Origin of the sequence: Moraxella equi (genome assembly GCF_002027555.1) — a bacterium.
GTDB lineage: Bacteria > Pseudomonadota > Gammaproteobacteria > Pseudomonadales > Moraxellaceae > Moraxella > Moraxella equi.
Genome location: NZ_MXAP01000101.1, coordinates 1 through 13209, shown reverse-complemented (window position 1 = coordinate 13209; position 13209 = coordinate 1). Strand labels below are relative to the sequence as shown.

The following is a 13209-nucleotide window of genomic DNA, read 5'->3' as shown; positions in this document are numbered from 1 at the left end:
AAGTTCGGTTGGTATATCACACCAATAAACAAACCGCATATAGTGCAGGAAAATGGGAACGCATTCAAAAAACCAAAGATTTTTTGCCATTTTTGCAATATCTACCCAGTGCGTCCGTTAATAAACGAGACGGACACAAGGCGTATTATGGCATTGTTCGCCCTGTTGATGACCCAATTTGGCAGAGTATTTTTCCGCCAAACGGCTTTGGTTGCCGATGTGCCGTTAAACAAATCAGCAAATCCAAAGCATTGGAGCTTGGCATAACAGACGATGACAAGATTAACAAATTGCCTGTGCCTGACTTTGACAGTAATTTTGACCGTTTGGGCAGTTTGTTAAGACTTGCCGAAGATAAGCACGGAGTGGCGTTTGCAGATAAATTGGGGGCAGACTTAAAGGACGAGATGATAGCGTATGCCGTCAAAGCTGGTGTTGCACGCCAAAAATTAAGCCATATTTTACCTAACAGCCAAAACGCCCTAAACCTAGCCAAAGACCCCAACGGCAAAAGCCGACTTTCCGAAGGAGTGCTTGCTGACCAATGGGAACAATTTCATAAAGTGAAATTGGAACGATATGATGGCGGTAAGCACAAAGTTTTGGTACAAAATGACCCAGCCGACTATGCGATTGTGGACTTGGCACAAGAGCCGACAGCTTGGGTAACGCTGGATTTTATGTTTACGCTTGAACCAGATGCCAATAAAGCTGAATTTAACCGCAGTTTTTATAAATCGGATAAAGCGTGGGAAAAACGCCAAAACCGCATATTACAGCACCTAGCCAAAGCTGACTTTGTGCCAATGTATTTAAGGTATTTGGACAGTAAGGCACTTGTAAAAATTATCGGTTTTGTGCTATCATTACCCAAAGATTTACAAGAAAAAATCATTTTAATTGAATAGGATAAGCCCCAAATGATTATTGTCAATGAAAAAAGCACGCTTGGCTCAAAGGGATTTGCCAGTCTTGTGTTTGATGAGATAAAGCCTGTTTTGGACAAGCAATTAAATGCTGATGACCGCCAAGAAATTGCCAATGATGTTGAATTTTTTGGCGAACTTGACTTGTCAGAACTTGACAAAAAGGTGTTTAATGCCGTTTTTCAAACCATTCAAATACTAAAACTCCCCAATCAAGATTGGCAACAAGCCTTATTAAAAGTCTTTAAGCAAGACCCCCGCTACACCGCCACCACCTAAACATAAAGCCCCCAAATTGGGGGTTTTTTGTAACTTCTGTATTTTGTGAACCATTATTAACTTACAATTATAGCATAAAAATCAGATTTTCATAAGGGAAAACCCTTCACCTACCAAATGACAAATGTTTTGCCTAAAATAAAAACACCCAAACGGCAATTTGGGTGTTTTTGACTTCTAACGATGAGAGAATTTTAGCAGATGAATGAATTTTTGTCAATGGTCATTGAAATGGTAACAAAATCCCTAAAAGAACACGGTCTAATCAAAACTTGTCTTGCCATCATCGGCATACTTGCCTTTGTGGCGGTCATCATCATTGCGTGGCAGTTGCCTGACATTATCCGAGCGGTACAGGGGCGATAGGATATTGTGGGTAAAATATGCACATTGCTACACGCCCCACTTGGCAACCTAACATCAGAACGCCCGAGTATCAAGAATGCCAGAGCGTCCGTATGTACCCCCCCAAGTCTTTGATTGGGGGGGTTTTATAGACTTACATTTTTTTGTCGTGTTAGTTGTGATATTTCCAAAATTATTCGTTGTCCCTCATCGTCTGATTTTCTAAAATTAGAGATGAGTTTTAACTCTTGTTCGGTTACGCTTACTTCAGTATTAGCGTTGTTTGGCTCGGGAAATACCTCCAACTTTATCCTTTGCTCTTTGTCTAACTGTTGTTGCTGATAGTAAAATCCGCTCATTTCCAAAAATTCATCTTTGGCTTGTCTGATTTTTCGCTGTCTCTCACTATCGCCTGTCAAAATATAGTCCACATCAAGATTTAAGTCGCTATGCTTGACTGCTATAAGTCGCAACTGCTCATCTGGAAAGGAGTTGCGTTTTTTTCTACCCGCAAAAGCAGACTGTTTCATTTCAAGAAAATCCGCCACTTCGCTGTCCATTGAGACGCCAAGAGCCAGTTTTAGGCGGTTTAGAACATCAATAAAATTTTTCATAAAAATCCTTGACAATGCAATTTATATGTTTTAAAATTATATTTATTACATAAGACCATTGTTATTTGTGTTATTTTAACACAAAAATCGGATTTTTTCTACTTTATAGGAGTTCTATGACCAACTTTATAGACATTGCCAATCGGCTAAAACTAATGCTTGGTGTCTCTACCGATATGGAGCTTGCTAAGTTTTTGGAAATTAAGCCAACCGCCTTTGCAGGGCGAAAAAAGCGAAATTCCTTTCCAACCGAACGCCTGTCAATGATTTTGCAAAAGCACCCACACCTTGACATAGATTTTGATTATGTGGTGAATGGGACAAAACCCAAAACCAATGATATGCAAATTCCCATTATCGTAACTTTGACACAAGGAGAAATGAATGCCCTAACCAACTTATTAACCCAATGTGCTGCTAAACACGCACAAAAAAGCCTTGATACCGCTACCAACGAACATCAAGGCTTGGAACATTCACCACTTACTAAGGAAAATATCCTATGAATACTTTACCACAAAATTTGCCTACTGTCCAATCAATGAGTAGTCGTGAAATTGCTACACTTTGTGAAAAAGAACACCGCAATGTTTGTCGTGATATTGATAATCTTAATGCCACCTATGAAGAAATGGGCTTGCTCAAAATTGAGCAAGGGTATTATACTCTACCAAGTACAGGCAATCAAAAACATCGTGAATTTTATCTAACCAAAGAGCAATGTGTTGATTTGATTAGTGGCTATCGTACAGATATTCGCATTCGCATCAATCGCCGTTGGCAAGAGCTAGAAGCTCAGATAGCAACAGCCGACCCCCTGCACCAAATCGCCCATAATATGCAAAAAATGAGCGACAATATGCAAATACTGGCAAATGCCACGACAGCAACAATGGCAAAACTAGACCACACCGAACGCTATATTAACCTACTAGAACTCAACCAAAAAGGACACATCAAAGTAACCCCAGAAGTCATCGCACAGGTCAAGGCGATGAAAGCGGACGGATATAGCCAAGCCAACATTGGGCGACTGCTCCGCATTAGCTCCACCACCGTCAGCCAAATCATCAATGGCACTTATAAGGGCAATAGCCTAACTCGTGATGACAATGTGGCAAGACTGGTACAAACCGCCAAAAGCGTACTAGAAACTGAGCAAGGAGAAGTGTGATGACAAACGAACAAATGCAACTACTAAGCCGTGCAGGGGAAGCCCTACGCCATATTGACCTACTTATCACAATGGCAAAAAACACCCAAAACGATGCTCTAAGATTTTACACCGTAGGCGACTTTGTGGCACTTTTGGAAAGCCCATTGGACGAACTTAGCTCTTGTCTGTGCAACGAGAAGCTAGAATTTTAATTCTACCCCAAAAAATCCCCCAGTTTGCGAAATTTCCCCCAAATTGGGGGATTTTTTTGTGATTTTTACCCCCTTAATCAAAATCCGCTCCCAAGATGGCGTTTAAAACCCATTTAAACACCGTTTAAAATCGTTTACAAGATTAAAACGGTATCTTTGCCCCACCCAAAATTAACCGCCCTAAAATCGCCCAAAAACCGCCTTAAAATGCGTTTTTGGTTTTTGGGTGGGTTTTGTCTTATTTTTGTCCAATTTGCACCCCTGAACCCTGTCATCTTATCCGCCCATTTGTCATCTGTCATAATTTGTCCAAAATGCAACTTGGGGCAATTTTATGCCAAGCGAAAATTATCTACTCTCCACTCTATCTGATGTCGCCATTACCAAGACAGACGACAAGACCAAACTTCGCACCTTTACGGGCATTGCCAACTCGGGCTTGCCATTTAGCTATTATGGCGAACGGGCGATTGTGGATATGAGTACCATTACTTTATCCGACAAAGTGCCTGCCTTGTCCTTGCACGACCGTAATGTACGGCTTGGCTTTGGCAAACTTAGCCTTGATGGCTATGCCTTAAAAATTGATGGCACGCTACTGTCCAATGACGATGCGGTCAAACTTGCCAAAGATGCCGATGATGGTTTCCCACTACAAATGTCCGCTCACATCAGTGCAGGCAGTCGTGAAGTGCTACAAGAAGGGCAAACGGTAGTGGTCAATGGGCAATCCTATTCTTACCCCCTAACAATCCTGAGAAATTGCACCGTGCCAGAAGTATCGTTTACCCCCACAGGGGTGGACAGCAATACTTTTGCGATGATTTTAAGCCAATCCTTTCAATCCAATCCAACCAACCACAAGGAAAATCCGATGACTGACACCAATCCAATCCCACAAAAAGGCGGTACGATTGATGAAGCGGTTTTGGCACAATTTGCCAAAATGCAAGCCGAAATTGAGAAGCTCAAAAAAGAGCTAGACGACAGCAACAAAGAAAAAACCGCCTTAAAAGCCAATGCCAAAAAAGCCAGCATTGAAGCCAAACTTTCCCAAAATGGCTTTGTCAAAAACGATAAGGGCGAATATACACACTTATCGCAGGCGAGTTTTGACTTACTGCTGTCGCTTGATGATGACAAAGTAGATGGCGTGATTGGCGACTTTGCCAAAGGTTTGCCAAGCAAGGGCGAAAAAGACTTTTTGTTGTCCGAGCAGTATGGCGGCGTGGGCGGTGGCATGGTGGACGCAGTGCCTGCCAATCCTTTAATTGCGGACGCAAAGGCACGAGCGGGGGCGTAAATGAGAGAGCTTGCTGTTGGCGATGTTTTGCAAAACCCTGATGGTTACATCATCGTCCAAAAAATCACAAAAGATGAAGACCACAACATTTGGTATTTTTTTAGGAAAGGCAACGATATTGTTGTAGATAACATAAATGAAGCATTGTTAAAAAATGACAAGTTTATATTTAACATCTTTGACAAAATTGACGAATGGCTATCAGTAGATTTAACCAATCCATCAGTTAAGCAACAACCAAGCACAGAGCCTGATTTGGATTTTTCATTGTTAAAAGAAGTTACGATGAAAATGCTTGAAGTAACAGCAGACAAAGAATATTTGCCAAATATTTGAAGAAAAAGCGTACTTATTACCCAATTTTTGCAAACTGGGCATTTGATAAGTGATGATGAATTTCAGTCTTTTGTGTTTGACAATTGCGAAACAGCCTTCAAGCATTCTTGATAAATATCAAGCACTGTCTTTGTAGTGTCTTTGCCAAGCGGTGTTGTGATTTTACTGTCATTCTTTGAATTTGCAAGAATAAGCTGGGTTAATTCTAACGCAATCTGTTTATCATTCATTTCGGGTTTGCCCTAAAAAAATGTGAGAAGTTTTATTATAGCACGCCCAATTTTTAAAAGGAAAAAATTATGACCCAACCCAAACCAACCCTAGTCGTTCAAGGCGACATCTTAAAATCCGAAGCCGACCGCCTAACACGCATTGAAATCCCTGCTCCCACAGGCACCAAAATGGGCGAGCTTGTCGAGTATAAGCTACGCAAACAAAAACTGGTGGCTTTGACCAATGAAGAACACGGCAAAGTACAGGTGCAGCCGCATAACTGCGTAATTAACTTAGACTTTGTGAATCTTGGTTCTGAAAAAGCCGAAACCCTTGCCAAACAAGGCGATACCTACGGCATTAAATACATCTCGCCCAATGGCAACAAAAAACCAAGTGGCGAGACCACCACCAGTGGCGACAGTGTTGTGAGTGGCGAAAGCTCAGGCTCCCTTAGCGGCTGATTTATTATTTAATATTGCTTAACTTTTTATAAGGAAACATTTATGCCTTTATCCAATCAAGCATTTAGCGTGATGGCTTTGACCGAAGCCATTAACCTAATCCCAAACAAGCCTAATATCATTGATGGGCTTGGGATTTTTAAAAAAGAATATAAAAACACCACCTTTGTCCAAGTAGAACGGGCAAGTCACGGGGTGGGACTGGTGGAAAGCGTCAAGCGTGGCACCCCTGGCGACCCTGTCAGCGAAAACCGTGAACCACCACAAACCTTTTATATGCTCCATCTGCCTTATGACGACTTTGTTTTGGCGGACGATGTGCAAAATATCCGTGAGTTTGGCACCACAAATGGCTTAAAACAGATTGCCACGTTGGTCAATAACAAACTTGCCATCGCTCGTGAAAACTTTGACTACACCCGTGAACACGCCATGTTTGGGGCATTAAAAGGCAAAGTCTTGAACAAAGACGGCAAAACAGTGCTGGCGGATTATTACGCCGCCTTTGGCGAAACTCGCAAAGAACACCAATGGCAATTAACCAATGATAAGACCGATGTGTCGGGGCTGATTGACGACATTAAGCTCAAATACGCATCGCAGATGAAAGGCGACAGCTCCAATGGCTTTATTTGCTTGATTAGTCCGCAATTTATGCAAGAGCTTAAAACCCATAAATCCATCAAAGACATTTATGTCCGTCATCAAACAGGCGATGTGTATCGCAATAGTGCAGGCGTGGAATTTGTGCACAATGGTGTGCGGTTTATCACTTATGCAGAACAGTTTGAAAGCGGGTTAAAACTTGCTGATGATGAAGGCATTATCTTGCCAACAGGCACACGCAATGTCTTTAAAGAGTGTTTTGCTCCTGCCAACCGCCTAGACACGGTCAATCAAACCGCCAAAATGTACTTTGCAGACAAGTACCCATTGGCTGACAACACAGGCTATAAACTGCACGCCCAATGCAACCCCTTGCCATTGGTACTTCGTCCTGATTTGGTACAAACCATTCGTTTAACTTAATTGGTGCGATGTCGGCGAAATTCGTTTCGCTGACATATCCCAAACCCTTATTTAAAAAGGATAACTTATGACACAACAAACACAATCCCTACGGGGGCGTAAATATTCGGGCGATTTATTAGCCAGAGTATTTGACACAAATTTTGGCTTTTATGAGATGGGTAATGTTACTGAGTTTACAACATCACAAGAAACCGAAGAAGATGTCCTAAAATCCACAGGACGAAATGACTTTGGGCAAGCCCTAGAAAAAGAAATCTCACCACAACCCATTGAAATTAGCCTAAAATTCAACACCTTTGACAAATACGCCCTTGCCCGCATGCTGATGGGTGAGGCGGTGGATTTATCAGGGCTACCCCAAACGATTTCCGAAACCAACGTTAAGGCGGTCAAGGGTGGTATCAAGCTGTCTCATTTGGACATTGACGAAAAAAACTTTACTGTCAAAGTTGGCTCAAAACCCCTAGAACCTGCCAAATACAAACTCAATCCACGCTTGGGACTGCTTGAAATCCTAGACTGGGAAGGCATTACCGAAGACACCACCGAACTTATCTATTCTGGCAAAACCAAAGGGCGTAAGGGGTTTAGTATTGATGCCAACACCTTACAAGCAATCCATTTGGAACTTATCCTAGACGGCAAAGACCGTATCAGTGGCAATGATGGCGTGCTAGAAGTTGCTCATGTGGTACTGTCTTTTGACGGCGACATCAACTGGTTTGAAGATGGTTGGTGGGAGTCTGGGCTAAAAGGCACAGCCATTAAAGTGGAAGGTAAGCCTGTAATGAAGTTTACGGAGTTTGTGGGCTAATCCACGCCTGCCAAAACAAAACCCCATAAAAATGGGGTTTTGTTTATTTTTCAAGATTATCCAAAAAAGCAAGCAATGCCTGTTTTGCTTGTGGATTTAGAGCTTTTAAGTGATTTATCAGGCGTAAATCATCGGCGGTGTAGTCTGTTTGCTCTGTGGAGCTTTGACCTAAAACCAACCAGTTGATATCCACGTTATACAAATCTTGAAGTTTTATTAAAAAACCCACATCAGGCAATCGTTCGCCATTTTCATAGTGATGCAGGGAAGTCAAACCAATTCCCAAAGACTGGGCAAATTCTTGTCGTACAAGGTTGTGAGACGTTCTGACTTGTCTTAGACGATTGCCAAATTCTATATTTTTCTCATTTTTCATAAAAAATTCACAAAAAAGTATTTACAAGTTCAAAATTGTGAATTATAATGTTCACAACTTCACGATAATGAAGTTATTTTATCATATTTGTGAAATTTTAACAAATATTCAGGAGTTTTATGAGTAATTTTATCAACATTGCCAATCGGCTTAAATTAGCGTTAGGCGTAACTACGGATATGGAGCTTGCAGAGTTTTTGGAGTTAAAACCAAATGCTTTTGCGGGGCGGAAAAAACGTAACTCTTTTCCAACCGAACGCCTGTCAATGATTTTGCAAAAGCACCCACACCTTGACATAGACTTTGATTATGTGGTGAATGGGACAAAACCCAAAACCAATGATATGCAAATTCCCATTATCATCACCTTAACACAAGGAGAAATAAATGCCTTAACCAACTTATTAACCCAATGTGTTGCCAAACACGCACAAAAAAGCCTTGACACCGCTACCAACGACAATCAAGGCTTAGAACATTCACCAAACTAAGGAAACATTCCTATGACTACTTTACCACAAAATCCGCCCCTTGTCCAAACTTTTCAAGGGGAAATCAACGGCGAAACCCAGCCCCTTGTTAATGCTCGTGATTTGCACGCCTTTTTGGAAAGCAAACAAGACTTTTCAAATTGGATTGCCAAACGCATTGAAAAATATGGGTTTGTAAACGGTAAGGACTTTTCAATAAATTTATTGAAAACCCCCAACGGCGGTCGCCCAACCACCGAATATCATATCACCCTAGATATGGCAAAGGAACTTTCAATGGTAGAACGCTCCGACAAAGGCAAAACCGCTCGCCAGTATTTTATTGCTTGTGAAAAGGCTCTGTTTGCAGACCAAAGCACAGTTAAAAGCCTAATCGCCCAAAACCAAGCCCTAAAAGACGAACTGTTAAAAGCCAATAACGACTACAAGGCATTACAAGTAATGCACGATGGCGGACTAGAAAACTGGCAAATGGGAATGGCGGTAGGACTTGCTCCAAGTACCGTCAGCAAAAAACTTGCCAAAATGCGAAAATTGGGCTTGATTGGCGAACGCTACGAAGTGGCGGACAATAAAGGCCAATTAACTTTGGGATTGGGGGAATAAGATGGACAATGTAAAAACAGTCAGAGTGATTGACGATGTGGACGAAAGCCTATATCAGTCTTTGGCATTGCTACAAGTGTTGGGGGATTTGGCGTGTTCATATCCTGTCAGCACCAAAACCGTGCAGATTGATGTGTCCAGTCTTGCTACTACGCTGGACATGATAGCGAACAAAATCAGAACCGCCCAACAGCGTTTGACGGATATGCCACGCTAATTTACCCCAACAAAAAAACACCGCTCAAAGCAAATTTGGGCGGTGTTTTTTTGATAATTTTTAAAAAATAACCCCAATAACTCTTGACTTATTGCATAATTGGGGTTATAATAACCCCATATTCATTTAACGGAGTTTAAAATGCCCCCAAGTAGCGATGAGATGATAAAGCGAATTACCGAAGACGGTTGGTATTTTGTAAAACAAAAAGGCTCTCACAAGCACTACAAGCACCCAACCAAAGAAGGTAAAGTAACAATCCCAAACGGTCGTGAAAACCTACCCAAAGGAACGCTAAAAAGCATCATCAAACAAGCAGGGTTGGATTAATCCAACCCCCACTTAAAACGGCATTTTAACCCAAAACAATCTTGCAAACAGGAGCGAAATGATGTTATTTCCCATTGCCATTGAAAAACCTGCCAATGAAAACGAATGTTATGGCGTGATTGTGCCAGACATTGCAGGGTGTTTTAGTGCAGGTGATACACCTGATGAAGCCATTAAGAATGCTTATGAAGCCATCAGTTTGCATTTGGAAGGCATGGCAGAAGATGGCGATACACTACCTACCGCCAAGCCCATTTTTTATCATCAAGACAATAGCGAATTTGACGGTATGTTGTGGGCAGTGGTGGACGTGGATATGTCTGCCTTTATGGGTAAGGCGGAGAAAATCAATGTTACCTTACCAAGCCTACTCATCACCAAAATTGACGAAAAAGTCTCAGCTCATAAATCGTTATACAAAAGCCGTTCTAATTATTTGGCACAATTGGCGATGGCAGATTTGGGGTAGGCTCTGAACCCCGTCATCTTACCACCATTTTAAACTCCCTTTAAAATCCCCTTAATTAAATTAAGGGGATTTTTTTATGAAAAGTTTGGACACTGCCTTAACCATACATGCAGGCGTGAAAGGCATTAACGAGTTAAAACGCCTATCTGATGAGATAAAGGCGACAGGCACGGCAACAGACAGTTTGGACAAAGCCACCGATGAGCTACAAAAGTCATGGAAAGGCTTATCCGCCGATGAGCAGACCAAAAAAGTCAAGGCACTAGGCGATGAGTTTAAACGTCTAAAAACCATCAGCGATGCCAAAATCGCCCTAGGCATTGATGAAGATAATAAAGCCAAAAAACAACTAGAAGAAGTCCACAAAGCCTACGAACGTCTTAAACTCTCAGGCAAGCTAACAGGCAGTGAGCTTGCCCGTGCCAATGAATTACACACCAAAAAAATCAAAGAGCTAGAAGAACAGCTGGGCAAAACCACACTCACGGCAAGTGAGATGGTAGGCGAGCTTGGTAAAATCGCAGGCAGTGCAGGTAGCATGGCGGTGATCGCCAAAGCCGCCATGGAATTTGAGACCGCCATGGCAGGGGTTAAGAAAGTCGTGGACGGCACGCCCGAGCAGATGTCTAGACTCTCCAAAGAAATCAAAGATTTGTCGGTGGAGCTTGGCATGACTGCCACCGAAGTGGCACAGATAGCCACGATGGGCGGTCAGCTTGGCGTGCCGATTGACAAATTGGGCGAGTTTACGACCATGGCAGGCCAGATGTCAGTGGCATTTAGCATGAGTGCTGATGAGGCAGGTAATGCCGCCGCCAAACTTGCCAACGTCTTTAACATGCCCATCGAACAGGTGGGTGAACTTGGTGATGTCATCAACACGCTGGGTAATAACATGGCAGCCAAAGAGCGAGAGATAGTCGATGCCATGCTCAGGGTGGGTGGCACCGCCCGCCAGTTTGGGCTTGCCAAAGAAGAAGTGGCAGGACTGACCGCCGCCATGATTGCCTTAGGCAAACCGCCAGAAGTGGCAAGCACCGCCATTAATGCCTTACTGACCAAACTACAAACCGCTCAAAACCAAGGGGCGGGGTTTGCTGATGGCTTACAGATGATAGGCACCAGTGCCGATGAGATGGCAGATAACATCGCCAAAAACCCCCAACAGGCCCTATCAGGCTTTTTAGAAAAGCTAGGACAGCTTGATGACCGTCAACGCTCTATGGTGTCTGCCAAGCTCTTTGGGGCGGAGTATGCCGATGACATTAACCTACTGGTCGGCTCGCTTGGCACTTATAATCAAGCCTTGGGGCTTGCCACAGATAAGACCGCCACGGCAGGGGCGATGCAAAAAGAATTTCAAACCCAAATGGACACTGCCGCCAAAAAGGTAACCCAAGCCAAAGCCGAACTCATGGCACTGGCGATTAACATCGGTCAGCACCTACTGCCCATCATCAGTGCCACAGCCGAAGCGGTGGGCGACATGGCAGGTACGCTTGCCGATATCGCCCACGAATACCCGACCATCACTCAGCTTGTCACGCTCATGGGCGGAGCGGTGGTGGCTGTCAAGGCGTTAAATAGCGTGATTGCTCTGACGGGTAGTTTGGGTGGTAAGTCTGCTTTGCAGATAACAACAGGCTTTTTGGGTGCCAAAGGTGCCATCGATGCGACCGCTGTTAGTGCTGACAAGATGAACACTGAGCTTGGCAATGCAGGTGTGCAGACAGCAAGCCTTGCCAAACAAATGACCAGCTTAAATGGCATTATGGGGGCATTAACTGCTTGGACGGTAGGCAAAAGCATTGGCGATTGGGCTTATGAGAATAGTAGTGCCGTCCGAGCCATTGGTGATGAGATGGGGCGATTGCTTGCTTATGCAGATGCCATCTTTACCGACCGCACCTTTGATGATGTCCGCCAGAATTTCGAAACGTCTGCTGAGAGTGCCAAACGTTTGGCAACTGAGACAGCGAATGCAAAAACTGCTACCGACAACCTTGCCCAAAGCCAAGACAATGCCACAGACACTGCTCTTGCCCAGTCCCAAGCCAACACCGAGCTCATCAACAGTCTTGCCATTGCCAAAGCAGAGCTAGAACAGCTTGAAATACAGCTTGCCAATATGGGCATGGCAGGGCAAAAGAACACGCAGGATTATAAAGACTTACAAACTCAAATCGATGCGACCAAGACGACCATCAAAAACTTGACCGATGAAGCCCAAAATCAAGGCTTGGGCGAGGCGATTAAAAGCGACCTTGAAAAAGCCAGTGGGGCATTTGACGCCCTAGGTCTTGACATGGACGAATTTGCCACGGGCATTGACGGCAAAACCAAATCCGCTTTGCAAGGGTTTAGTACGGTCATGAGCTTGGCAGGCGATGATGTTAATAAAATGGCAATGGCTTATAATGCTGTTAAAGCTCAGGTTGGCGACAATGCCAAAGCCCAAACCGAGTTAAATGGACGACTGCTTGAAGCAGTAAACGGCAACCAAGCCCTAGCCACCGCCGTCAAAGACACCGCCACCGCCCAACAAAACGCTAAAAAAGCCACCGATGAACAAGCCCGTGCCCTAGACGCTCTGGGCGTGTCCATGTCCGCCATCAACGCAGGCATGAGCAAATCAGGCAAAGACATGGCGGACAATTTAAAAGTAGGCTTGTCGGTCATCAAAGACACCGCCAAAGGAGCAGATGAGCTAAAAGTCGCACTCACCCAAGCCCTAGATACTGCCCTAGCATCCGCCAAGACCAAAGAAGACTTTAAAGCAATACAAACCGAGCTACAAAAAGCAGGGCTAACAGCGTCTGTCTCTGCCGAGCAGATGAGGCAGCTACACGCAGGGGCAACGGGCGGGCGAAGGGCGTCCAAGAGCTAAACGACAAGCTAAAAGAGCAGTCAGAGACCCTAAACAGTAACGACAAAGCCCTAACCCAATCTGCCACTGCCACCAAAAAGTTAGGCGATGCCCAAAAAGAGACCGCCAAAAGTGCCGAAAAAACAGCAGAGAGTCTGGT

General features: G+C 43.8%; 21 protein-coding genes. 17 read left to right on the top strand and 4 right to left on the bottom strand.

Annotated features, from left to right (window positions below; all coding sequences use genetic code 11):
• From B5J93_RS09990 to B5J93_RS14245, 3 genes are all read left to right on the top strand, one after another.
• Nucleotides 1-908, top strand: a 908-nt coding sequence (locus B5J93_RS09990) for a phage minor head protein (protein WP_143823529.1), incomplete at its 5' end; no start/stop codon positions are given.
• A 12-nt stretch (nucleotides 909-920) separates the two neighbouring features.
• On the top strand, nucleotides 921-1205 hold the full coding sequence (locus tag B5J93_RS09985; RefSeq protein WP_079326238.1) for a hypothetical protein: 285 nt from the start codon (nucleotides 921-923) through the stop codon (nucleotides 1203-1205).
• Between the two features lie 231 nt (nucleotides 1206-1436).
• Nucleotides 1437-1571 (top strand): hypothetical protein, encoded by a 135-nt coding sequence (locus tag B5J93_RS14245; protein WP_265734214.1) that lies wholly within the window; start codon nucleotides 1437-1439, stop codon nucleotides 1569-1571.
• A gap of 125 nt (nucleotides 1572-1696) precedes the next feature.
• Here B5J93_RS14245 and B5J93_RS09980 read toward each other — a convergent pair whose 3' ends face one another.
• Nucleotides 1697-2164 carry a helix-turn-helix domain-containing protein gene (locus tag B5J93_RS09980; protein ID WP_079326237.1) on the bottom strand — a complete coding sequence of 156 codons (468 nt, stop codon included), beginning with the start codon at nucleotides 2162-2164 and terminating at the stop codon, nucleotides 1697-1699.
• Nucleotides 2165-2280: 116 nt separating this feature from the next.
• Here B5J93_RS09980 and B5J93_RS09975 point away from each other — a divergent pair, with 116 nt between their 5' ends.
• The 3 genes from B5J93_RS09975 to B5J93_RS09965 are packed head-to-tail and all read left to right on the top strand — an operon-like array spanning nucleotide 2281 to nucleotide 3532.
• Nucleotides 2281-2670: a helix-turn-helix domain-containing protein gene (locus tag B5J93_RS09975; protein WP_079326236.1), complete on the top strand. Its 390-nt coding sequence runs from the start codon at nucleotides 2281-2283 to the stop codon at nucleotides 2668-2670.
• The gene (locus B5J93_RS09970) at nucleotides 2667-3338 is read left to right on the top strand and encodes a Rha family transcriptional regulator (protein ID WP_211278875.1); all 672 of its coding nucleotides are present in this window, start codon (nucleotides 2667-2669) and stop codon (nucleotides 3336-3338) included. Before B5J93_RS09975 ends, B5J93_RS09970 begins: the two co-directional genes overlap by 4 nt.
• Nucleotides 3338-3532 (top strand): hypothetical protein, encoded by a 195-nt coding sequence (locus B5J93_RS09965; protein WP_079326235.1) that lies wholly within the window; start codon nucleotides 3338-3340, stop codon nucleotides 3530-3532. Before B5J93_RS09970 ends, B5J93_RS09965 begins: the two co-directional genes overlap by 1 nt.
• A 134-nt stretch (nucleotides 3533-3666) precedes the next feature.
• Here the strand turns inward: B5J93_RS09965 and B5J93_RS13570 are convergent, their stop codons facing one another.
• Nucleotides 3667-3834, bottom strand: a complete 168-nt coding sequence (locus B5J93_RS13570; protein ID WP_158080731.1) for a hypothetical protein — start codon at nucleotides 3832-3834, stop codon at nucleotides 3667-3669.
• Nucleotides 3835-3866: 32 nt separating this feature from the next.
• On the opposite strand from B5J93_RS13570, the gene B5J93_RS09960 reads away from it, so the two are divergent.
• Together B5J93_RS09960 and B5J93_RS09955 are read left to right on the top strand one after the other, a co-directional pair.
• Nucleotides 3867-4835 carry a hypothetical protein gene (locus tag B5J93_RS09960; protein ID WP_079326234.1) on the top strand — a complete coding sequence of 323 codons (969 nt, stop codon included), beginning with the start codon at nucleotides 3867-3869 and terminating at the stop codon, nucleotides 4833-4835.
• Nucleotides 4836-5171, top strand: a complete 336-nt coding sequence (locus tag B5J93_RS09955) for a hypothetical protein (RefSeq protein ID WP_079326233.1) — start codon at nucleotides 4836-4838, stop codon at nucleotides 5169-5171. It abuts the gene before it with no gap.
• 62 nt (nucleotides 5172-5233) lie between these two features.
• Here the strand turns inward: B5J93_RS09955 and B5J93_RS13565 are convergent, their stop codons facing one another.
• Entirely contained in the window at nucleotides 5234-5401 is a 168-nt protein-coding gene (locus B5J93_RS13565; protein WP_158080730.1) for a hypothetical protein, read from the bottom strand.
• A gap of 69 nt (nucleotides 5402-5470) precedes the next feature.
• Between B5J93_RS13565 and B5J93_RS09950 the strand changes: the two genes are divergently transcribed.
• The 3 genes from B5J93_RS09950 to B5J93_RS09940 all read left to right on the top strand — a co-directional run bounded on the left by B5J93_RS09950 (nucleotide 5471) and on the right by B5J93_RS09940 (nucleotide 7694).
• Nucleotides 5471-5848, top strand: coding sequence for an oxaloacetate decarboxylase alpha chain (locus B5J93_RS09950; RefSeq protein WP_174700903.1), 378 nt, complete (start codon nucleotides 5471-5473; stop codon nucleotides 5846-5848).
• A gap of 42 nt (nucleotides 5849-5890) precedes the next feature.
• Nucleotides 5891-6877, top strand: a complete 987-nt coding sequence (locus tag B5J93_RS09945; protein ID WP_079326232.1) for a major capsid protein — start codon at nucleotides 5891-5893, stop codon at nucleotides 6875-6877.
• Nucleotides 6878-6944: 67 nt separating this feature from the next.
• Nucleotides 6945-7694 carry a phage tail tube protein gene (locus B5J93_RS09940; protein ID WP_079326231.1) on the top strand — a complete coding sequence of 250 codons (750 nt, stop codon included), beginning with the start codon at nucleotides 6945-6947 and terminating at the stop codon, nucleotides 7692-7694.
• A 43-nt stretch (nucleotides 7695-7737) separates the two neighbouring features.
• Here B5J93_RS09940 and B5J93_RS09935 read toward each other — a convergent pair whose 3' ends face one another.
• The gene (locus B5J93_RS09935; protein WP_079326230.1) at nucleotides 7738-8070 is read right to left on the bottom strand and encodes a helix-turn-helix domain-containing protein; all 333 of its coding nucleotides are present in this window, start codon (nucleotides 8068-8070) and stop codon (nucleotides 7738-7740) included.
• A gap of 119 nt (nucleotides 8071-8189) precedes the next feature.
• On the opposite strand from B5J93_RS09935, the gene B5J93_RS09930 reads away from it, so the two are divergent.
• The 6 genes from B5J93_RS09930 (at nucleotide 8190) to B5J93_RS09905 (ending at nucleotide 13070) form a co-directional block, all read left to right on the top strand.
• Nucleotides 8190-8561: a helix-turn-helix domain-containing protein gene (locus B5J93_RS09930; protein ID WP_079326229.1), complete on the top strand. Its 372-nt coding sequence runs from the start codon at nucleotides 8190-8192 to the stop codon at nucleotides 8559-8561.
• Nucleotides 8562-8573: 12 nt separating this feature from the next.
• A complete protein-coding gene (locus B5J93_RS09925) occupies nucleotides 8574-9167 on the top strand; it encodes an antA/AntB antirepressor family protein (protein WP_079326228.1) in 594 nt (197 codons plus the stop codon).
• 1 nt (nucleotide 9168) lies between these two features.
• On the top strand, nucleotides 9169-9384 hold the full coding sequence (locus B5J93_RS09920; RefSeq protein WP_079326227.1) for a hypothetical protein: 216 nt from the start codon (nucleotides 9169-9171) through the stop codon (nucleotides 9382-9384).
• Nucleotides 9385-9525: 141 nt separating this feature from the next.
• A complete protein-coding gene (locus tag B5J93_RS09915; protein WP_078274940.1) occupies nucleotides 9526-9714 on the top strand; it encodes a type II toxin-antitoxin system HicA family toxin in 189 nt (62 codons plus the stop codon).
• A gap of 61 nt (nucleotides 9715-9775) precedes the next feature.
• Nucleotides 9776-10183 (top strand): type II toxin-antitoxin system HicB family antitoxin, encoded by a 408-nt coding sequence (locus B5J93_RS09910; RefSeq protein ID WP_079326226.1) that lies wholly within the window; start codon nucleotides 9776-9778, stop codon nucleotides 10181-10183.
• A 76-nt stretch (nucleotides 10184-10259) separates the two neighbouring features.
• On the top strand, nucleotides 10260-13070 hold the full coding sequence (locus B5J93_RS09905; protein ID WP_079326225.1) for a phage tail tape measure protein: 2811 nt from the start codon (nucleotides 10260-10262) through the stop codon (nucleotides 13068-13070).
• Nucleotides 13071-13209: the final 139 nt, after the last annotated feature.

Excerpts from the sequence above, each read along its gene's own strand:
- B5J93_RS09905 (WP_079326225.1), top strand. The coding sequence starts at position 10,260 with ATGAAAAGTTTGGACACTGCCTTAACCATACATGCAGGCGTGAAAGGC.
- B5J93_RS09920 (WP_079326227.1), top strand. The coding sequence starts at position 9,169 with ATGGACAATGTAAAAACAGTCAGAGTGATTGACGATGTGGACGAAAGC.
- B5J93_RS09970 (WP_211278875.1), top strand. The coding sequence starts at position 2,667 with ATGAATACTTTACCACAAAATTTGCCTACTGTCCAATCAATGAGTAGT.
- B5J93_RS09925 (WP_079326228.1), top strand. The coding sequence starts at position 8,574 with ATGACTACTTTACCACAAAATCCGCCCCTTGTCCAAACTTTTCAAGGG.
- B5J93_RS09940 (WP_079326231.1), top strand. The coding sequence starts at position 6,945 with ATGACACAACAAACACAATCCCTACGGGGGCGTAAATATTCGGGCGAT.
- B5J93_RS14245 (WP_265734214.1), top strand. The coding sequence starts at position 1,437 with ATGGTAACAAAATCCCTAAAAGAACACGGTCTAATCAAAACTTGTCTT.
- B5J93_RS09955 (WP_079326233.1), top strand. The coding sequence starts at position 4,836 with ATGAGAGAGCTTGCTGTTGGCGATGTTTTGCAAAACCCTGATGGTTAC.
- B5J93_RS09975 (WP_079326236.1), top strand. The coding sequence starts at position 2,281 with ATGACCAACTTTATAGACATTGCCAATCGGCTAAAACTAATGCTTGGT.
- B5J93_RS13565 (WP_158080730.1), bottom strand. The coding sequence starts at position 5,401 with ATGAATGATAAACAGATTGCGTTAGAATTAACCCAGCTTATTCTTGCA.
- B5J93_RS09950 (WP_174700903.1), top strand. The coding sequence starts at position 5,471 with ATGACCCAACCCAAACCAACCCTAGTCGTTCAAGGCGACATCTTAAAA.
- B5J93_RS09965 (WP_079326235.1), top strand. The coding sequence starts at position 3,338 with ATGACAAACGAACAAATGCAACTACTAAGCCGTGCAGGGGAAGCCCTA.
- B5J93_RS09945 (WP_079326232.1), top strand. The coding sequence starts at position 5,891 with ATGCCTTTATCCAATCAAGCATTTAGCGTGATGGCTTTGACCGAAGCC.
- B5J93_RS13570 (WP_158080731.1), bottom strand. The coding sequence starts at position 3,834 with ATGACAGATGACAAATGGGCGGATAAGATGACAGGGTTCAGGGGTGCA.
- B5J93_RS09935 (WP_079326230.1), bottom strand. The coding sequence starts at position 8,070 with ATGAAAAATGAGAAAAATATAGAATTTGGCAATCGTCTAAGACAAGTC.
- B5J93_RS09930 (WP_079326229.1), top strand. The coding sequence starts at position 8,190 with ATGAGTAATTTTATCAACATTGCCAATCGGCTTAAATTAGCGTTAGGC.
- B5J93_RS09910 (WP_079326226.1), top strand. The coding sequence starts at position 9,776 with ATGTTATTTCCCATTGCCATTGAAAAACCTGCCAATGAAAACGAATGT.
- B5J93_RS09980 (WP_079326237.1), bottom strand. The coding sequence starts at position 2,164 with ATGAAAAATTTTATTGATGTTCTAAACCGCCTAAAACTGGCTCTTGGC.
- B5J93_RS09960 (WP_079326234.1), top strand. The coding sequence starts at position 3,867 with ATGCCAAGCGAAAATTATCTACTCTCCACTCTATCTGATGTCGCCATT.
- B5J93_RS09985 (WP_079326238.1), top strand. The coding sequence starts at position 921 with ATGATTATTGTCAATGAAAAAAGCACGCTTGGCTCAAAGGGATTTGCC.
- B5J93_RS09915 (WP_078274940.1), top strand. The coding sequence starts at position 9,526 with ATGCCCCCAAGTAGCGATGAGATGATAAAGCGAATTACCGAAGACGGT.